General features: G+C 63.8%; 15 protein-coding genes and 1 pseudogene. 8 read left to right on the top strand and 8 right to left on the bottom strand.

All coding sequences use genetic code 11. The features are described from left to right. Positions 1 to 10: 10 nt before the first annotated feature. The 4 genes from NKH13_RS12375 (at position 11) to denD (ending at position 2943) form a co-directional block, all read left to right on the top strand. Entirely contained in the window at positions 11 to 697 is a 687-nt protein-coding gene (locus NKH13_RS12375; RefSeq protein WP_352713485.1) for a GNAT family N-acetyltransferase, read from the top strand. Between the two features lie 14 nt (positions 698 to 711). Continuing rightward, positions 712 to 1695, top strand: a complete 984-nt coding sequence (locus tag NKH13_RS12370; protein ID WP_352713482.1) for a cation diffusion facilitator family transporter — start codon at positions 712 to 714, stop codon at positions 1693 to 1695. Positions 1696 to 1757: 62 nt separating this feature from the next. Further along, complete coding sequence (locus tag NKH13_RS12365) at positions 1758 to 1964, top strand: hypothetical protein (RefSeq protein ID WP_031211377.1); 207 nt, start codon at positions 1758 to 1760, stop codon at positions 1962 to 1964. Position 1965: 1 nt separating this feature from the next. Further along, complete coding sequence (denD, locus tag NKH13_RS12360) at positions 1966 to 2943, top strand: D-erythronate dehydrogenase (RefSeq protein WP_352912616.1); 978 nt, start codon at positions 1966 to 1968, stop codon at positions 2941 to 2943. 25 nt (positions 2944 to 2968) lie between these two features. Here the strand turns inward: denD and NKH13_RS12355 are convergent, their stop codons facing one another. From NKH13_RS12355 to NKH13_RS12340, 4 genes are all read right to left on the bottom strand, one after another. Then, positions 2969 to 4075, bottom strand: coding sequence for a nickel/cobalt transporter (locus NKH13_RS12355; protein WP_502908333.1), 1107 nt, complete (start codon positions 4073 to 4075; stop codon positions 2969 to 2971). A gap of 5 nt (positions 4076 to 4080) precedes the next feature. Continuing rightward, entirely contained in the window at positions 4081 to 4749 is a 669-nt protein-coding gene (locus tag NKH13_RS12350; RefSeq protein WP_352713476.1) for a DUF1007 family protein, read from the bottom strand. Positions 4750 to 4835: 86 nt separating this feature from the next. Continuing rightward, positions 4836 to 5735, bottom strand: a complete 900-nt coding sequence (locus tag NKH13_RS12345; RefSeq protein WP_352912615.1) for a LysR family transcriptional regulator — start codon at positions 5733 to 5735, stop codon at positions 4836 to 4838. Between the two features lies 1 nt (position 5736). Next, positions 5737 to 6936 (bottom strand): amidase, encoded by a 1200-nt coding sequence (locus NKH13_RS12340; protein WP_352912614.1) that lies wholly within the window; start codon positions 6934 to 6936, stop codon positions 5737 to 5739. A gap of 563 nt (positions 6937 to 7499) precedes the next feature. Here NKH13_RS12340 and odc2 point away from each other — a divergent pair. Both odc2 and NKH13_RS12330 read left to right on the top strand, forming a co-directional pair. After that, entirely contained in the window at positions 7500 to 8633 is a 1134-nt protein-coding gene (gene odc2 / locus NKH13_RS12335; RefSeq protein WP_352576081.1) for an ornithine/lysine decarboxylase, read from the top strand. A 265-nt stretch (positions 8634 to 8898) separates the two neighbouring features. Then, positions 8899 to 9462: a GNAT family N-acetyltransferase gene (locus tag NKH13_RS12330; protein WP_502908334.1), complete on the top strand. Its 564-nt coding sequence runs from the start codon at positions 8899 to 8901 to the stop codon at positions 9460 to 9462. A gap of 50 nt (positions 9463 to 9512) precedes the next feature. Here the strand turns inward: NKH13_RS12330 and NKH13_RS12325 are convergent, their stop codons facing one another. Further along, positions 9513 to 9797 (bottom strand): SCP2 sterol-binding domain-containing protein, encoded by a 285-nt coding sequence (locus NKH13_RS12325; protein WP_352664381.1) that lies wholly within the window; start codon positions 9795 to 9797, stop codon positions 9513 to 9515. A gap of 262 nt (positions 9798 to 10059) precedes the next feature. On the opposite strand from NKH13_RS12325, the gene NKH13_RS12320 reads away from it, so the two are divergent. Both NKH13_RS12320 and NKH13_RS12315 read left to right on the top strand, forming a co-directional pair. Further along, positions 10060 to 11841 carry a chloride channel protein gene (locus tag NKH13_RS12320; protein ID WP_352912613.1) on the top strand — a complete coding sequence of 594 codons (1782 nt, stop codon included), beginning with the start codon at positions 10060 to 10062 and terminating at the stop codon, positions 11839 to 11841. A 256-nt stretch (positions 11842 to 12097) separates the two neighbouring features. Next, complete coding sequence (locus tag NKH13_RS12315) at positions 12098 to 13210, top strand: TauD/TfdA family dioxygenase (protein WP_352713461.1); 1113 nt, start codon at positions 12098 to 12100, stop codon at positions 13208 to 13210. A 558-nt stretch (positions 13211 to 13768) separates the two neighbouring features. Here the strand turns inward: NKH13_RS12315 and NKH13_RS12310 are convergent. From NKH13_RS12310 to NKH13_RS12300, 3 genes and pseudogenes are all read right to left on the bottom strand, one after another. Then, positions 13769 to 16972 (bottom strand): efflux RND transporter permease subunit, encoded by a 3204-nt coding sequence (locus NKH13_RS12310; RefSeq protein WP_352713458.1) that lies wholly within the window; start codon positions 16970 to 16972, stop codon positions 13769 to 13771. Beyond that, positions 16969 to 18074, bottom strand: a pseudogene (locus NKH13_RS12305) (efflux RND transporter periplasmic adaptor subunit). Before NKH13_RS12305 ends, NKH13_RS12310 begins: the two are co-directional and overlap by 4 nt. A 365-nt stretch (positions 18075 to 18439) precedes the next feature. Then, positions 18440 to 18850, bottom strand: a complete 411-nt coding sequence (locus NKH13_RS12300; protein WP_352713455.1) for a DUF1194 domain-containing protein — start codon at positions 18848 to 18850, stop codon at positions 18440 to 18442. Positions 18851 to 19049: the final 199 nt, after the last annotated feature.

The raw sequence follows: 19049 nt of genomic DNA, 5'->3' as shown, positions 1-19049 counted from the left end.
GGAGTTTTCGGTGTCGGAAAATCTCGAGAATTGGCAACCGCGCCCGCGGCCTGGACGCAAGGTGCTGGAAGGGCGCACTGTCAGGCTGGAGCCGCTCAACGCCGAAAAGCACGGCGACGGCCTGTTCGAGGCCTCGTCGGTGGCCGATGCCGGCGATCGCTTCGCCTGGCTGTTCGACTACCCGCCCCAGACCCGCGCCGATTTCCAGCCGTGGCTGGACAAGGTCGAAGCCAGCGAGGACCCGCTGTTCTTTACCGTCATTGACAAGGCCAGCGGCAAGGTCGCCGGGCGCCAGACGCTGATGCGCATCGACGCCACCTACGGCGTCATCGAGATCGGCAACATCTATTGGGGCCCGCTGATCTCGCGAAAGCCGGCGGCGACGGAAGCGCAGTTCCTGTTCATGAAGTACGTCTTCGACGAGCTTGGCTACCGCCGTTACGAATGGAAATGCAACAATCGCAACGAGCCGTCGAAGCGCGCGGCGGAACGTTTCGGCTTCAAGTTCGAGGGCATTTTCCGTCAACATCTTGTGGTCAAGGGCGAAAACCGCGATACCGCGTGGTATTCGATCATCGACAAGGAGTGGCCTGATCTGCGCAGAGCCTATGAGGCGTGGCTCGATCCGGCCAATTTCGACGGCGATGGCCAGCAGAGGCGGCGGCTCGAGGATATTCGCGCCGAGTTCGGCGCCTAGCAAGGGCTCATAGAATGGCGCATATCCACGACCACGCTTCGCAAGGGCATGACGACAGCCATGGCGCAGGTCATGTGCACGGCTCGACCGACAAGAAGCGCGTGCTGATCGCTGCTTGCCTGACCGCCGGCTTCATGGTTGCGGAGACGCTGGGCGCCATCTTCACCGGCTCACTGGCGCTGCTGGCGGATGCCGGCCATATGCTTGCCGATTGCGTCGCGCTCGGCCTTGCCTGGTATGCCTTTCATCTTGCGAGCCGGCCGGCGACCGTGCGCCTCACCTACGGCTTCGGCCGGGTCAAGACGCTGGTCGCCTACACCAACGGCATCGCCATCTTCGCAATCGCGCTGTGGATCGTCTACGAGGCTTGGGGCCGCTTGCAAGCGCCGGTTCCGGTGCTCGGCGGGCCGATGCTGGTCGTGGCGATCGCCGGCCTGCTGGTCAATCTCGGCTCGTTCTACGTGCTGCATGGCGGCGACCGCGGCAGCCTGAACATGCGCGGTGCCATGCTGCACGTACTCGGCGACCTGCTCGGCTCGGCGGCGGCGATCGTCGCGGCGCTGGTGATCCTGGCGACGGGCTGGACGCCCATCGATCCGATTCTGTCGATCCTGGTCTCGCTGCTGATCCTGTCCACGGCCTGGTCGCTGATGCGCGAGGCTGCCCACGTCCTGCTCGAGGGCGTGCCTGCGAGCCTCGACCGCGACCTGATCGCGAGGGACATCGAAGGCTCGGTCAAGGGCGTGCGCGAGGTGCATCACATGCATGTCTGGTCGCTCGACGGCTCCAGCAACATGGCGACATTGCATGCCTGCCTCAATGACGGCGTCGATGCGCATATGGCGGTCAGCGCGATCAAGAAGCGGCTTGCGGCGGAACATGGCATAGCCCATGCCACGGTCGAACCGGAATTCGGCCAATGTGCCGATAGCCATGAGCATGATGACGAGCACGAGCATGCGCATGATACGGCACAACACCGTGGCCACTATCACTGACTTCGGGAGTTCTGGGCATTGGCAACGATCGACATGAACTCCCGCTACTCTCGGGCCGCATAATGGACCGCGACACCCGCAATGCGGCGATCGGCGCCGCCTGGATTTTGCTGCTGTTCGGCATCGCTGCTTATTATCTTCCAACCGTGATGCTGGCTGTCGGCAAGGTCTCGACGGTGCTTGCCGGCGTCGTCGCCGCGATCTTCATGGTGGCAATCTTCGTCGTGTTCTGGCTGCGTAGCCGCAGCCAGCGCAAAAAGGGAAAGTGACATGCGCATTCTGATTACCGGCGCGGCAGGCATGGTCGGCCGCAAGCTCATCGCCAGGCTGGCCAAGGACGGGACGCTCGGCGGCCGCAAGATCGCCGCGCTCGACCTTCACGACATCGTGCCGCCGCAGGCGCCGGTCCTCGAAGGCGTCAGCATCAGCGTCCACACCAGCGACCTCGCAGCGCCCGGGGCGACGGCAAATCTGGTCGCGCCGCGCCCTGACGTGATCTTCCATCTCGCCGGCGTGGTGTCGGGTGAGGCGGAGGCCAATTTCGATCTCGGCTACCGCGTCAATCTCGACGGCACAAGGGCGCTGTTCGATGCCATCCGCTTAGCCGCCTATACGCCACGCGTCGTCTTCACCTCGTCGATCGCCGTGTTCGGAGCACCGTTTCCCGACATCATTCCGGACGAGTTCCACCCGACGCCCTTGACCTCATACGGCACGCAGAAGCTGATCGGCGAGGCGCTGCTTGCCGACTATACGCGCCGCGGTTTCTTCGACGGCATCGGCATCAGGCTGCCGACCATCTGCGTCAGGCCGGGAAAGCCGAACAAGGCGGCCTCAGGGTTCTTCTCCGGCATCATCCGCGAACCGCTGAGCGGCCATGAAGCCATCCTGCCGGTGCCGCGCTCGGTCGTCCACACACACGCCAGCCCGCGTTCGGCGGTGAATTTCCTGATCCATGCGGCTCAGATCGACGGTGCCGCCGTCGGCCCGCGCCGCAACCTGACGATGCCGGGCGTCGCCGTCAGTGTCGGCGAGCAGATCGAAGCGCTGGAACGCGTCGCCGGCGCCAAGGCGGTGAAACCGATCCGCGAGGCGCCCGACGAGACGATCTGGGCGATCGTCAAGGGCTGGCCGACACGCTTCGAGGCGCGGCGCTCGAGGGAGCTTGGCTTTGCCGCTGAAACGAGCTTCGACGACATCATCCGCGTCCATATCGAGGATGAGTTGGGTGGCAAGATCCCTAGTTAACGCGCCCTGATCGGACGCAACGAGGTCAGGCGCCAGTCAGGCTGGCCGAAAGCAGCAGCAGGCCGAACAGGAAGACGAAGGCGGCGCCGCCAATCTCGACGAAGGAGTGGATGCGGTTGCCCATGCGGCCGTCGCCGGCGAAATACACCGCCCAGTTCTTGGCGGTCACCGCAAGCGTCGCCAGGGCCGAGACGGTGATTGCGGTGCCGAGCGCCATGGCCAGCACCGACAGGATGCCGCCGAACCACAGCCCATTCAGCAAGGCGAAGCTCAGCACGATCAGTGCGCCGGAACAGGGGCGGATACCGACGGCAGCCACCGCCGACCAGGCCGTGCGCCAATCGAAGCGATCGCCGGAAAGCAGCGCCGGGTCGGGCGCGTGCGAATGCCCGCAGGTCTCGCAGACCTCGCCCGCGGCATGGCTGTGGTGACCGTGTGCGGCATGGGCGTGGTGGTGGTCGTGGGCATGAAGCGCATGGGAATGTGCCGCATGGGCATGCGCGGAATGTGAATGGCCGGCATGTGAATGGCCGGCGTGGGCAGCCGAGAGGCTGTAGCCGGGATTTGCCCCGAACAGGCGAAGGATTGCCGGGCCGGCCTTGCGCCACAGCAGCCAGGCGCCGAACAGAGTGACGAAGACATAGCTCATGATTTCGAGGAACCATGCCGCGTCGGTCATCGAGACAGAAGTGCCGCGCAGCACGAAATAGGCCACCAGCATCACCACGATCGCGGTCAGCGCCTGCAGCAGGGCCGAGACGAAGGACAACATGATACCGCGCCGGAGCGCCACTTCATTGGCCACCATGTAGGACGAGATCACCGCCTTGCCGTGACCGGGGCCGGCGGCGTGGAAAATGCCATAGGCAAAGGACAGGCCGATGAGCAGCCACAACTTGCTGCCGTCCTGGCGCATCGCCTTCATCGCGCCGGCAAGCGCATGATAGAATTCCTGCTGGCGCAGATTGATCCACATCAGGATGTGGGCGAACGGGCCGGTGGCGGTTGGAGCCATGCCGTCATTGGTGCCGATGCCGAGTGAGCTCTGGGCGTGGGCGGAGCCGAGAAAGTGCGTCATCACAAAGGCGACGGCCAGAAGACCGAATGCCAAACGCAGGGACGGTTTGGTCACTGGATCTATCCTTCCGGCTGACAGGTCAGTTCAAGCTTGGTGGCAAAGATCTTGCTCATGTCGGTGCCTGTCGGATCGTTGAAGAACGCGTCGGTCAGGGTCTTCTGGTTCTGGGCGATCGCCTCATCCGGATTCGGGCGGACAACCTTGCTGGTGCAGGTCGGCGGCAATCCATCGACCTGCAGATGGGCATCCTCGGTGAAATCGATGGCGGTGTAGAAGGTCGGGTCGTAGACGCCGATATCTATCTTGCCGCTCAGTTTGATCGGCACCTTCGGTTCGGATTCAAACAGGATGATCAACTGGTCATTGTCGAAATTGGCCATCAAATGCGGCGGCGGGGTCATTGCCACGTCCTTGCCGTCGACGGTGACGAGCTGGAAATAGTTGAATTCGGCAAGCGAGGCATGGACGGTGTCGGCAACATCCTTCAACTCCTTGTCGTCGAGTTTCAGGTCGGAATTCTTGTCGAACTCCATCATCACTGTGCTCGAAAACAAATCGTCGAAGCGCCAGACATGGCGCAATGCCTTCACAGTTTGGTGATCCGGGCTAAGGACCACTTCGAGGCGGGCCTCGGCAAAGACGTGGGGATGCACCTCAGCCGGTCCGACGGCGGCAAACGTCGCGGTCAAGGCCGAAGCCAGCATCATTGCTTGCTGTTTCAGGTGCATTCTCGGTCGCGATTCAATCGGCTTCGGTGAATTGCCGACAGTTACCAGAAAGCGGGCGAAAATGGGACCGCAACGCGGCTGAAAGCTCATGCGTTGTCCAGCGTCTTGAACCACTGCACCAGGAAGTCGACGAAAACGCGAACCTTTGCAGGCAGATAGCGCCGGTGCGGATAGACGGCGAAGATGCCGCCGCCGGGCAGGATGCGGTCATCCAGCGCAGTCACCAGCCTGCCGTTTTCAATGTCGGGCGCGGCGATGAAATCCGGCAGGATGGAAAATCCCAATCCAGCCACGGCAGCGGCCCTTGCCGCCATCGGGCTGTTGACCTCGATCGGGCCGGAAACCGAAACGCTCACCGTATCGCCGCTGTCGCCCTTGAACGGCCAGTTGGTGAGCCAGCGGCCATTGGTGTCGATGATGCAAGGCACGCGGGCAAGGTCTTGCGCCCTGACCGGCATGCCGTGCTTGGCGATCAGTTCGGGAGACGCGCAAAGCCGTACCGAAAATGGCGCCAGACGCCTGGCGATCAGCGAGGAATTTTCCAGCCGCGAAATGCGCACCGCCAGATCGAAACCCTCCTCGACCAGATCGACGAAACGGTCGTCGAGATGGATGTCGAGGACGATATCGGGGTGCTGCTTGGCGAAGTCGATCAGCGACTGGCCGATCGGCGCGTCGGCAAAGGTACGTGGCGCCGACAGCTTGATCCTGCCGCGCACGTCGCCGGAGGATTCACGCACGGCATCGGCCAGGTTGTCGACCTCGCGCACGATCTCCGAGGCGCGCCGGTAATAGGTGTGGCCGGCCTCGGTCAGGGAGAACTGCCTGGTCGTCCGATTGAGCAGCAGCGCGCCGAGCTCGTCCTCCAACTCGCGCACATATTTCGACAATAGCGCCTTCGAGCGGCCGATCTTGCGCGCCGCCGCCGAAAAGCCTTCGGCCTCGACCACGTCGATGAAGGCGCGCATGCGGGTCAGCGTATCCATGTCATGCGCCTCCTTGGTGGGCTGAAAGGATGCGGGCGGCCAGCGCAATCAACTGCCGGTCGCTGTTCTTCGGGCCGAGCAGCGAAAGACCGAACGGCGCCCCGCCGGTCTTGCCGAGCGGCAGCGTGATTTGCGGAAAACCGGACAGGCCGGAAAGGCATAGCAGTCTCAGCGCGCGCTCGCGATAGGTCTGCAAATCGTCGAATGATGCGGCCTTAAGCGGCGCGGCACCCGGAACAGTCGGAAGCACAAGAACGCCGTCATCGCCAAGCAGGCCGGCAAGCTCGAGTCGAAACGAAACGCGACGTTCCGTTTCGCGATGCGCGGTTGCCACGTCGATTGTCGCGCCGTGCTCGAAACGCTCCTTGACCCCGGGTCCCAGCATGCGGTCGCCGCCGGCGATCCAGGCGCCGTGATTTTGCCAGGCTTCATAGCCCTGCAGCTTGCGGAAGCACCAATAGAGATCGTCGGTCGAATGCGACAGCGGGCCGACGCTGCGCGGCGCGCCCAGCACCGACGAGACACTGCGGAGCATGGCGCGATATTCGTCGGCCTCGTGCGGGCCGAGCACAAGGCCGTCCAGCGCAGCGAGGGTGACGGGGCGTGCCAGTTCGTGGGAATGCGGATCATCGCCGAGCAGCACCGTGCCGACCTTTTCGTAGATGACGATGTCGCTTGCGAACCAGCCGAACGTGTCCAGCGAAGGGGCCAGCGGCATGGTGCCGTCGAGCGGGATGCGGCCATGCGTCGTCCTGAGGCCGACCAGGCCGCAGAAGCTTGCCGGCGCACGGATCGAGCCGCCGGTGTCGGAGCCGGTGGCGATATCGGCAAGCCCGCCGGCAACCGCCGCGGCAGAACCCGAGGATGAGCCGCCGGTGACCCGGTCGGGCGCCGCCGGATTGACCGGCGACGGGAAATGCGCGTTCAGCCCCAGCAGGGAAAACGCCAGCTCATCGGTCTGCGTCTTGCCGACGAAGCGCGCGCCCGAATCAAGCAGCGCCTGGACGGCCGGCGCGGTCGCCATGGCCGGCGAAGCCTCCCGGTATCTCTGCGGATTGCCGCAGCCGGTGCGGTAGCCGGCGACGTCGAAGATATCCTTGACGGCAAGCCGCAAGCCGGCAAGCGGGCCGGATTTCGTATCGGCTACAGGGGTTTGATCAAGGTCGAGCAAAGCGTTCAGCGGGCCACGAGTGCCTGTCATGCGTTCGATATCCGGATGTGCTTGCCGCAGCATTGTTCTTCTGGTTGCCGCAGCATTGTTCGATGCCACAAATTTTACAACCTGCCATACGATTTTTATTGATTGTGAAATCTTTCGATCTTATATCGCGCTTGCCCAAAGTCGCACGTGCCTGTGGGTGTCCGCCGATCCTCGAATGGTGAGGGCAATCGGTAAGGTAACTGGAGCCAACCCCTCCAGTCGGTTTAGCGGCCAACCGCCAACCGAGGACACCTTGAAGCAACGACGGTGCGGGCCTTTCTGGTGTTCTGCCGGTCGTCCAAAGACCGGGGTTACTGAAGAGGCACACCTTCATTGCCGGCAGTGCGGACGGGTCTCCCATCCAAGCCAAGGCAGACAAAGCGAACCGAGGCCGGGCAAGGCCAAGGTTCACCGCCGCGAGACGGCGCTTCATGGTTCCGGGGTCTCCACCGGCTGGTTCCATGGATTTCCGTCCCGCCTTTGTCCACCGCGTGTTCGCGAGGCCGAGAGCCCGCGTCCGCAAGCCTTTGTGCGCGCCGAAAGGCGCTGATGGAGAGACCCCGATGGCTACCCAGCGCATCCTTGACTTTCTCGCCACCCGACGTCCGAACGGCCCGTGCCTTGTCGTCGACCTCGATGTCGTGCGCGACAATTTCCGCGCCTTCGAGAAGGCGCTTCCCGATTCCAAGATCTACTATGCGGTGAAAGCAAACCCGGCGCCGGAAATCCTGCGCCTGCTTGCTGCGATGGGCTCGTCCTTCGACACCGCTTCCGTTGCCGAAGTCGAGATGGCGATGGACGCCGGTGCGCCAGCGGACCGCATCTCCTTCGGCAACACCATCAAGAAGGAGCGCGACATCCAGCGTGCCTACCAGCTCGGCATCAAGCTGTTTGCGGTGGACTGCGTCGAGGAGGTCGAGAAGATCGCCCGCGTCGCTCCCGGCGCTCGCGTGTTCTGCCGCGTCCTGACCGACGGCGAGGGCGCCGAATGGCCGCTGTCGCGCAAGTTCGGCTGTGTGCCGGCGATGGCGGTCGACGTGCTGCGCCATGCCAAGGCGCTCGGCCTCGACGCCTATGGCGTGTCGTTCCATGTCGGCTCGCAGCAGACCGACCTGACCGCCTGGGACCGCGCGCTCGCCGACGCCAAGAAGGTGTTCGCGACGCTGGCCGACGAAGGCATCGTGCTGAAGATGGTCAATATGGGCGGCGGCTTCCCGACCCGCTATCTCAGGGATGTGCCGGTGGCGCAGGCCTATGGCCAGGCGATCTTCTCGGCGCTCAGGAAGCATTTCGGCAACGCCATCCCCGAGACGATCATCGAGCCGGGCCGCGGCATGGTCGGCAATGCCGGCGTCATCAAGTCGGAGGTCGTGCTGATCTCGAAGAAGGCCGACAACGACAATGTGCGCTGGGTGTTCCTCGACATCGGCAAGTTCGGCGGTCTCGCCGAGACCATGGACGAGGCGATCCGCTATCCGATCGTCACCGCGCATGACGGCAGCGAGACCGCGCCTTGCGTACTCGCCGGCCCGACCTGCGATTCGGCCGACGTGATGTACGAAAAGACGCCGTATCCGCTGCCCTTGTCGCTGACCATCGGCGACGAGGTGCTGATCGAGGGCACCGGCGCCTACACGACGACCTACGCCTCGGTCGCCTTCAACGGCTTCGAGCCTCTCCGATCCTACGTGATCTGACGGTTCGAAAGAACCGGTCAGATCATCCGAGGTGGGCGCCTGTCGCCCGCCCGGGCTCGCCTGTGGAACAATCCGCTCGTGAAGGATCGCGGAAATGGACGTTTTGGATTTCATTGTTGAAGGCGCCGCGGGAATCTCCCCCCTCGAGGGGGAGATGGCCACGAAGTGGCCAGAGGGGGTCGCCGCGCGTGAAGCGCCGACGTTCTTGGCCTACGATAGGGTGTCGCGTCAGGACGTGCCGACCTCCTCTGTCGCCTGTGGCGACATCTCCCCCTCGAGGGGGGAGATTGCCGGCGCTTTTGTCATCACTGCCGAAACCGCCGCCGACGCCGGCGCGCGCGAGGCTTTGCTCGATCGCGCCATGGGGCCGAAGCGCCGGAAAAAGTCGTCGGAAAAGCTGCGGCGCGGCCGCCGGCCTTCGGAGGGCCTGGCCTTTGTCGCGCGCGATGCGTCGGGCACTGTTGCCGGCACCGTGCGGCTGTGGGACGTGGTGCTGGGCGAGGGCGGCAAGGCAGCGCTGCTGCTCGGCCCGCTTGCGGTCGACCCGGCGTTCAAGAATGCAGGCATCGGCTCGGCGCTTATGCGCCATGCGGTCACTGAGGCCGAGCGGCTTGGCCATGCGGCGATCCTGCTGGTCGGCGACGCGCCCTATTACGAGCGCTTCGGGTTTTCGGCCGCAAAGACCGGCTCGCTGGCCATGCCGGGGCCTTACGAGCGGCACCGTCTGCTGGTGCGGGAACTGGTTGTCGGCGCGCTCGACGGCGCGCAAGGCACGCTGAAGGCGGCCGGGCGCAAACTGAAGGCGCAGAGACTGCCGCTCGCTGCCTGATGGTTCGAAACAAGCCGCCGATCGCGGCGGCTTGTTTCGCCTTAACTGGATCAGCCGATCAACTGGCTGAGCGCCATGGCGACTGTCATGTCGCCTTCGACCTTTATCTTGCCGGACATGAAGGCCATGGTCGGGTTGAGATCGCCTGATATCAGCGAGTCCAAATCGTCGAGTGACAGCTTTATGGTGCAATCGGCCGGCGCATCGGTGGTCGAGACATCGGCGCCGTCGATGACGATGACGCCGTCGCTGCCGGTGTCGAATTTCACGGAGCGATCGAACCCGGCACTCGCCACGCGCGACCTGATGTTGTCGGCAATCTCCTGAACGCTCATGGCGGTTCTCCTCGTCTGGTTGCGTTTGTCGCGCGCCGGCGCTCCGACCTGGCCGAAGCCGCTTGCCTGGTTTTACAGCCACGGCCGCCGGCGCATATAGCTTCGGGTTGACGTTTACGTCAACGCAGTTCCCCGAGCCGAAGATGGGCTTTATCGCCGCAGCATCACGCGGGCATGACACCTCGGCGGCCGGCATTGTTGCCATGCGAAGCCGCCGGGCGTATCAGGCACCACTCCCCTTTGATGTCGGCGAGCCGCCCTGGTGCTTTCCAGAAACGAACCGCAAGTCTATGCCCGCCGGTTGCGCGCGGTGCTGATCCGATCGATCCCGCTGCTCGAGGCGCGCGGCATCGCCGTCGTCATTCTGGCGGCTTTGGTCGGGGTGATGGCGGGTGCGCTGGTCACCGGCATGAGCGGACTGGTGCAGGTCCTGCATGGGCTTATGTTCGGCGTTCAGCCCGGCGGTCGGCTTTCAGCGATGTTTTCGCTGCAAAGGCCGGAGCAGGCGCTGATACCGGCGATCGGCGGCATCCTGCTCGGGCTGACGGTGATCTGGCTGAGAAAGCGGAAGTTCCGCACGCCGGTCGATCCGATCGAAGCCAACGCGCTTTATGGCGGCCGCATGTCGCTCACCGACACCTTCATCATCGCCGGGCAGACGATGATCTCGAGCGGCTTCGGCGCTTCGGTCGGGCTCGAGGCCGGCTATACGCAGGTGGGTTCGGGCCTGGCGTCGCGGCTGGCGCGCTTGTTCAGGCTGCGCCGCAACGATGTCCGCATCCTCGTCGGCTGCGGTGCCGCCGGCGCGATCGCCGCCGCCTTCGACGCGCCGCTGACCGGCGCCTTCTACGGTTTCGAGCTGGTCATCGGCATCTATTCGGTCGCCAATGTCGCGCCGGTGATGGCCGCCGCGATCTCGGCCTCGCTGACCGCCGAGGTGTTTGGCGGCGTGCCGTTTCCGCTGGAGCTCGCCGGCCTGCCGCAGCTCACCGTCAGCCAGTATTTGCCGTTCATGCTGCTCGGGCTTCTGGGCGGTGGTGCTTCCATCGCCATCATGCATCTGGTGAGCCTGATCGAGCGCCTCTTTGCCAGGCTGTCGATCGACGCCTCGCTGCGCCCCGCCATCGGCGGCGTGATGGTCGGGCTGCTGGGGCTGGTCACGCCGCAAGTCCTGTCCAGCGGCCATGGCGCGCTGCACCGCGAATTCGCGATGAATTACGGGCTGGCCGTAGTGGCCAGCGTCTTCGTGCTGAAGCTGGCGGCGTCGGCGATCTCGCTCGGCTCCGGCTTCCGTGGCGGCCTGTTCTTTGCCTCGCTGTTCCTCGGCGCGCTGCTCGGCAAGATGTTTGCCGGCGCGATGGCATTCGTCTCGCCGGCGACCGGCATCGATCCCGCCGTCGCCGCCGTCGTCGGCATGACCTCGCTCGCCGTCGGCGTCGTCGGCGGCCCGTTGACGATGACCTTCCTGGCGCTGGAATCGACCCGCGACCTGACGCTGACCGGCGTGGTGCTGGCCGCCTCGCTCATGGCGGCGATCCTGGTGCGCGAAACGTTCGGCTATTCCTTCTCGACATGGCGCTTTCACCTGCGCGGCGAAACCATCCGCAGCGCCCATGACGTCGGCTGGATGCGCAGCCTGACTGTCGGCTCGATGATGCGAAAGGATGTCCGCACCATCGACGCCTCGACGACGCTTGCGGAATTCCGCAAGCAGGTGCCGCTCGGTGCCTCGCAGCGCGTCATCGCGGTCGACGCCGACCTGCATTATCTCGGCGTGCTGATCGTCGCCGAACTGCACAGCCATTTGTCGGATGACGAGATGCCGGTGCTGTCCTTCGCCAAATTCAGAGATGCGGTGCTGGTGCCGAGCATGAACGTGCAGTCGGCGGCCGAGACCTTCCAGCGCGCCGGCGCCGAGGAATTGGCGGTGGTCGAGGATTTCACCGACCGCAAGGTGGTCGGTTTGCTGACCGAAGGCCATCTGATGCGGCGCTATGCCGAAGAACTCGACAAGGCGCGGCGCGATCTGTCGGGCGAGGGGTAGCCGAGAGGGGATGGCGATCCCGCTGCATTTAGCTGGACACCGCCGGCGAATGATCGCTACCATCGCGGTGGCTTTGAACCAGATTTCATCTGGAGCCAGATTCCGCCTGGAGATGGCGTGCTCGAAGAACCGAACAGAAATCCCGGATCCCATCGCTATGGAAAGCCGAGCTTGTGGTGGCCACCACCGTTGGGTTGATGGCCTGCGGGCCTGATCCAACCTGAAAATCAAATTCTGTGTTCAGAGAGACATCATCATGAATACCCTGCTTTCCGTGGAGGCCCGGGAGACCGCGCTTGCCGTGACTTTCGTGTCGGGCGAAACAGTCTGCTATCCCTGGCTTTGGCTAAAGGACAATGCGCCATCGGCGTTTCACCCGCAGACCGAAGAACGAACTTTCGATCTGACCAGCGTAGACCCCTCGCTCAGACCCATCAGCGTGCGGAACAGGGGCAGCGCTGTGGGCATTGTCTGGCAGAACGACCAGGCTGAGGAGGAATTCCCGAGCCAGTTCTTTGAGTCCTACCGTCCCGGCAGAAAGCGGGACGATCCGGCCGACATCGCTCCGAAACTCTGGGACGCCTCGGTCGATCTTGAAACCATACCGCGTCACGCCGCCGGAGACATCTTGCAAAGCGATGACGATCTGCTCGCTTGGCTGAGGGCAACGGCTGCATACGGGCTCTCCATCGTCGATGGGCTTGACGATGATCCCGACGCGGGGCGGCGTGCGGCCGAGCGGATTGGTTTCCTGCGCCAGACAAATTTTGGCGCGATGTTCGAAGTCGTGTCGATGCCGAACCCGAACAATCTGGCCTATACGCCGGTCGCCTTGCCGCTACACACCGATCTCGCCAACCAGGAGGTGCCGCCCGGCTACCAGTTCCTGCATTGTATCGCAAACGACGCTGAGGGTGGTGGATCGATCTTGGCCGACGGGTTTGCGGTCGTCGCCGCGCTACAGGCGGAAGATCCGGAAGCCTACCGCCTGTTGTGCGAGGTCGAGATCCCCTATCGTTTTCACGATGAAAACTACGATTTGCGGGGCAGGTTTCCCGTGATTGTAACTCGACGCAACGGGGAAGTGACGGAGTTGCGGTTCAACGCCCATCTTGTCGATGTCATCGACCTTCCCTCCGAGCTATGCGCGCCCTTTTATGGGGCTTATCGCAAGCTGATGATGATGATCCGCGGGCCGCGTTTCCAGATAGCCTACCGCCTGAAGGCCGGCGAAATGGCGGTCTTCGACAATCGCCGGGTGTTGCATGGCCGCCAATCGTTCAACCCGAACACCGGGCGGCGACATCTGCGCGGATGCTATGTCGATCGTGGTGAGTTCCAGAGCCGGATTCGCGTCCTCTCGCGATAGCGGCATGCACCGAAAGAGCATCGACTTGCCGAAGATCGCATTCGGCAGGGTTCGTTAGTAGGTCAGTCAAGACATAGCCCTTATTAGCCGGAGGCACTTTGGCGCAATCGGCGGTGCTGTCGTTCGCCAATTTGAACGAATCGCTGCTGGTGCCGAACGTGCAATCGGCGGCAGAGACCTTCCAGTGCCGGCGCCGAGGGGATTCGCGGTGGTCGAGGATTTCACAGATCGCAAGGACGTCGGGCTGTTGACCGAAGGTCATCTGATGCGCCGCTATGCCGAAGAACTCGACAAGGCGCGGCGCGATCTGTCGGGCGAAGGGTAGGGCGGGGGAGAGCCAACGTTTGGATACGAGCCCGACGTTGACCTTCGCACACCGAATCCTGAATGGCTGCTTTGCGCCTCATTTCGGTCGTAGAGATCAGCTTCGCCGCGTCCTGAAAGCAGACATCGCAAGCGAGGACTCCGGAGGCCGCGGTTGTCGCGCAGATCGTGGCCGTTACGCGCCGCCGATTTTCTGGAGTGATAAGCCGCGCCCGACGCGGCGAATTCGTTACCCTACTCGGCGGCCGTCTCCGATGGCGCCTCTGCCGGCTCCGAAGGCTCGGCCTCGGCACGGGGCTTGCGCCGTGAAAACAGCGACCTGAGCGTGACGTAGAACACCGGCGTCAGGAACAGGCCGACGAAGGTGACGCCGAGCATGCCGGAGAACACCGCGGTGCCGAGCGACTGGCGCATTTCTGCGCCCGGGCCAGTTGCGATCACCAGCGGCACGACGCCGAGGATGAACGAGAAAGCGGTCATCAGGATCGGCCGCAGCCTGAGCCGGCAGGCTTCGACGGCAGCCTCGGCGGCCGACAGGCCGCGTTCCTGCGCCTGGCGCGCGAATTCGACGATCAGGATCGCGTTCTTGGCGGCAAGCCCGATCAGCACGATGAGGCCGATCTGCACGAGGATGTTGTTGTCCAGCCCTCGGAAAGACACGCCGAGCAACGCCGCGAGCACGCCGAGCGGCACCACCAGCACAATGGCGAACGGCAGCACCCAGCTTTCATATTGCGCCGCCAGCGCCAGGAACACGAACAGCACCGACAGTCCGAAGATATAGACAGCGGCATTGCCGGTGTTGCGCTCCTGATAGGCGAGCTCGGTCCATTCATAGGAGGTACCGGCCGGCAGCGTCTTTGTCGTGATCCCTTCCATCAATGCCAGCGCGTCGCCCGTGGAAACGCCGGGCGCGGCGTTGCCCTGCAGCGGCACCGAGACGTACATGTTGTAGCGCTGGACCAGCGCCGGGCCGGTGACGTCGCGGATCTCGATCAACGTGCCGAGCGGAACCAGCGCGCCGGTCGCCGAGCGCACCTTCAGTTTCAAGATGTCGGCGCGATCGAGGCGGAACGCCTGGTCGGCCTGCGCCCGCACCTGGTAGACGCGCCCGAAAGCGTTGAAGTCGTTGACGTAGGCGGTGCCCAAATTGATCGACAGCGTCTCGAAGATGTTGGGGATCGGCACGTTCAGGATGCGCGCCTTGTCGCGATCGATCGCCAGGAAGAATTGCGGGCTCGACGCGGAGAACGTGGTGAACACGCCCGTCAGCCCCGGCGTCTTGTTGGCCTTGCCGGCGATTTCGTTGGCAAGCGCCAGGATCTGCCGCATGTCGGCGCTGTTGCGCTCCTGGATCTGCAGCTTGAAGCCGCCGGCATTGCCGACGCCGCGGATCGGCGGCGGCGGCAGTGCGATAATGAAGGCTTCCTTGATGCTTTGCAGGCTGCCGAACAGATTGCCGATGACCTGGGTCGCCGACTGGCCGGCTTTCAGTCGCTCGTCAAAGGGCTTGAACCTGGCGAAGATCACGCCCGCGTTGCTGGCGTTGGTGAAGGTCGCGCCGGAGAAGCCGGCGAAGGCGACTGCGTAGTCGACGCCTGGCGTTTTCTGGATGATCTGCGACGCCTGCTGGATGACCGCATCGGTCCTCGACAGCGAGGCGCCGTCCGGCAACTGGACGACGACGATCGCATAGCCCTGGTCGAGCGACGGAATGAAACCGCGCGGCACCGCCTGCACCATGTAGACCGTGGCGTAGATGAGGGCCGCGAAAACGGCCAGCATGGCGGCGATCGTTATCCACGAGCCGACCAGCACGCGGATGATGCTCGAATACCAGTGGGCGACCCTGTCGAAGCCGCGATTGAAGCCGTCGGCGAGCGCGCGTCCGAACCGCGCCAGGAAAAAGCGCGGCGGCGCCGCCGCGGCGTGGTGCGGCTTGAACAGCAGTGCGGCCAGCGCCGGCGAAAGCGTCAGCGAATTGAATGCCGAGATCGCCGTCGACACCGCGATGGTGATCGCAAACTGCAGGTAGAACTGCCCAGAAATGCCGGGGATGAAGGCTGTCGGTACGAACACGGCTATCAGCACCAGCGAGATCGCGATGACCGCCGTTCCGACTTCGTCCATGGTCAGGTGCGACGCCGGATTGGGCGCCAGCCCTCTGGCGATATTGCGCTCGACGTTCTCGACCACGACGATCGCATCGTCGACGACGATGCCGATCGCCAGAACGAGGCCGAACAGCGTCAGCATGTTGAGCGAGAAGCCGGCGGCGTAAAGCACCGCCAGCGTGCCGATCAGCGACACGGGGATCGCCACGATCGGCACGATCGCCATGCGCCACGATTGCAGGAAGACGATGATGACGATGATGACCAGCAGCATCGCCTCGAGGATTGTCTTGTAGACCTCCTGGATCGACTCGGCGACGAACTCGGTCGGATTGTAGACGATGTCGTAGCTCAACCCCTTCGGGAAGTCGCGGGAAAGCTCCTTCATCTTGTCCTGAATCTCCGCGGCTGCGGCGAGCGCATTGGTGCCCGGCCGCTGGAAGATGGCGAGCGCCACCGCCGGTTTGCCGTTGAGATAGGAGTTGGTGACGTAATCCTTGGCGCCGAGCTCGATGCGCGCCACGTCCTGCAGCGAGATCAGGCGGCCGTCGTCGGTCGATTTGACGATCACGTATCGGAAGTCGCGTGCGTCGTTGAAGCGGCCTTGCGTGGTGACCGTGTACTGGAACGCCATGCCAGTGCTGGTCGGCGGCGCGCCGATCGAGCCACCCGACACCTGGACGTTTTGGTCGCGCAACGCCTGCACCACATCGCCCGAGGTCATCCCCAGGGCGGACAGTTTTTCCGGATCGAGCCAGATGCGCAGCGAATATTCGCGTTCGCCGAAGATGATGAGGTCGCCGACGCCGTCGAGTCTGAGCAGTATGTCGCGCACCCGCGAGCGGGCGTAGTTCGAGACGTAAAGCTGGTCGTAGGTATTGTCGGGCGACAGCATGTGCACGACCATCATCAGGTCGGGCGAGCTCTTGGTGGTGGTGATGCCGAGGCGGCGGACTTCTTCGGGCAGGCGCGGCTCGGCGACCGACACGCGGTTCTGCACCAGCACCTGCGCCTGGTCGAGATCGGTGCCCAGCTTGAAGGTGATGGTCAGCGCCATCGCCCCGTCGCCCGACGAATAGGACGACATGTAGAGCATCCCCTCGACGCCGTTGATCTCCTGCTCGATCGGCGTTGCCACCGTCGCTGCAACCGTCTCGGCGTCGGCGCCCGGATACTGCGCGCGAACGACGATGGTCGGCGGCGCGATCTCGGGATATTGCGCGACCGGCAGCTGGGTATAAGCAATCCCGCCGAGGACCAGCAGGACGATCGAAACGACCGATGCGAAGATCGGACGGTCGACGAAGAAATGTGCGAACCTCATTGCTGCAACTCGGCGGTCTCGGCCTTGGGCGGCAATGTCACCATCTCGACCTTCACCTTGGTGCCGGGCCTGGCGTGCATCAGCCCGTTGACGATGATCGTCTCGTCGCCGGTCAGGCCCCCGCGGATCACCCGGTAGCCGTCGAGAAGCGGGCCGGTGCGCACGGGCTTCGCCGACACCATCCCGGCCTCATCACCAGGAACACGATGCGGCGATCCTGATCGGCGCCGATCGCCTCGTCGGGCACCAGCACGCCGCTATGCGGCAGCGACCCCGGCACGTTGATGCGCCCGAACATGCCTGGCTGGAGAATGCCGTCGGCGTTGGGAAACCTTGCACGCACCCGCATGGTGCCGGTCGCGTTGTCGATCCGGTTCTCGGCAAAATCGAGCTTGCCTTTGAATACCGCCTCCGCGCGGTCGGCGACGCGAACCACCACCTCGAGCCCGCCGGCGCCTTCCTGCATGCTGCCGCCACGCTCCTTCGCGTCGCGGGCGTAGCTGAAATACAGGCGCTCATCGACGTCGAAATAGAAGTCGATCGGATCGCGCGTAACGATGGTCGTCAGCAAGGTGGTATCCGGCTGCACGAGGTTGCCGACCGACACCAGCCGGCGGTCGATGCGGCCGGACAAGGGCGCCTTGATCTCGGTGAATTCCATGTTCAGGCTGGCCGTCGTCAGCGCAGCCGTCGCGCCCTGCATCTGCGCCTGCGCCGAAAGGTATTCCCGCCGGCGGTCGTCGACCGTCGCGGTTGAGATATTGCCGGTCTTGGCGAGTTCGTCGGCGCGATCCAGCTGCATCTTGGAGAATTCGAGCAGACTCTTGGCGACGTCCACTTGCGATTTGGCGGCATCATAAGCCGCCTGGTACGGACGCTGGTCAATGGTGAAGAGCAGGTCGCCCTTGTTGACCAGTGCGCCGTCCTGGAAGCTGACCTTGTCCAGATAGCCGCTGACGCGCGAACGGATGGCGACCTGGTCGACGGATTCGAAGCGCCCGACGAACTCGTCGTCTTCGACGATTTCACGGACCACCGGCTTGGCCGCCGTCACCTCGGGAAGCTGCTGGTCCTGCGCAAACGCAGTGCTGCTGAAAGCCATGCCGAGCAGGAATGCCGCCGACATGGCGGCGCGGGCAAGCCAGCCGGCCGATCGACGGGGTCGCCCGCCCGCGTCGCGATGCAATTGCCCATTCTCTGGGGTGTCCATTTGCGTCCTCGCTCGCTGGACCGGAGGTCGGTTGATCCGCTTCTACGCTCAGGCTTCTCGTCGAGATCAGAGCATTGCAGTGTTGTGCATGGCAACATGATCATTTTCCATGTGGGCTGAAATGTCCACCCTGTGGCTGCCCTGCCACCGGGCTAAAGTCAGTCGCGAATTAAGGGATTCAGGATTCCTTTGATGGACGGCTTATGATTCATATTGCTCGAAGGAGACCGATATGGGCATTACCACGCCGGCCGGATTCAAATGGACTGCAACACTGCGGCATCGAGCAGTGCGTTGACATATCCCTCCCGCTGCAGCCGTTGTTCCGTCTCGCTCATTGAAGACGATACATCGACACAAAGAACCAGTTCGAGATCCACCGAGGAAACCTGCTCCGCCGTGGCCGACAGCGACGTTGTCAGGCTCACCGCCAGAGGGAATAGCACGCCTCGTGCCCGTTCGGGTTTTCTCCGACCAGCGAAGCGTGGAATGAAGGACATCATCTCGGCGCGTCCATCCGGTTGGTCAAACGGGAGGATGCTGCGGCGGCAATTGCACTCGGCGTCAGCCGCGAAACCGCGCGCACCCAGCTCAAAGAGGTATTCGCCAAAACCAACACATACCGTCAAGCGGAACTCGCCACGCTCGTCACCCGCCTTCGGCCACACGCATGATGACCGATTGGTAGGAGCGTATCACGGCCGGAAGCGTCAAGAGGCAGGTGCTGGCGCAAGGCGGCCAACGCGGCGCCGCAGTTGTTTTCAGGCAACGGCAAGTAACGTCGTTGCGGCCAAGATGGGGCGCCAGCGGAATGGCACCTTCTGGCTAGTTCGTCCCAGAACCGGACCGTTCGTTCCCGGCGGACTG

Source organism: Mesorhizobium sp. M1348, from assembly GCF_040317925.1.
GTDB lineage: Bacteria > Pseudomonadota > Alphaproteobacteria > Rhizobiales > Rhizobiaceae > Mesorhizobium.
This window is presented reverse-complemented; position numbering and strand designations above follow the sequence as displayed.

Bases quoted from the DNA above. Each gene is read 5' to 3' on its own strand.
- odc2 (WP_352576081.1), top strand. From the start codon at position 7,500: ATGGCTACCCAGCGCATCCTTGACTTTCTCGCCACCCGACGTCCGAAC.
- NKH13_RS12350 (WP_352713476.1), bottom strand. From the start codon at position 4,749: ATGCACCTGAAACAGCAAGCAATGATGCTGGCTTCGGCCTTGACCGCG.
- NKH13_RS12315 (WP_352713461.1), top strand. From the start codon at position 12,098: ATGAATACCCTGCTTTCCGTGGAGGCCCGGGAGACCGCGCTTGCCGTG.
- NKH13_RS12370 (WP_352713482.1), top strand. From the start codon at position 712: ATGGCGCATATCCACGACCACGCTTCGCAAGGGCATGACGACAGCCAT.
- NKH13_RS12325 (WP_352664381.1), bottom strand. From the start codon at position 9,797: ATGAGCGTTCAGGAGATTGCCGACAACATCAGGTCGCGCGTGGCGAGT.
- NKH13_RS12310 (WP_352713458.1), bottom strand. From the start codon at position 16,972: ATGAGGTTCGCACATTTCTTCGTCGACCGTCCGATCTTCGCATCGGTC.
- NKH13_RS12365 (WP_031211377.1), top strand. From the start codon at position 1,758: ATGGACCGCGACACCCGCAATGCGGCGATCGGCGCCGCCTGGATTTTG.
- NKH13_RS12345 (WP_352912615.1), bottom strand. From the start codon at position 5,735: ATGGATACGCTGACCCGCATGCGCGCCTTCATCGACGTGGTCGAGGCC.
- NKH13_RS12340 (WP_352912614.1), bottom strand. From the start codon at position 6,936: ATGACAGGCACTCGTGGCCCGCTGAACGCTTTGCTCGACCTTGATCAA.
- denD (WP_352912616.1), top strand. From the start codon at position 1,966: ATGCGCATTCTGATTACCGGCGCGGCAGGCATGGTCGGCCGCAAGCTC.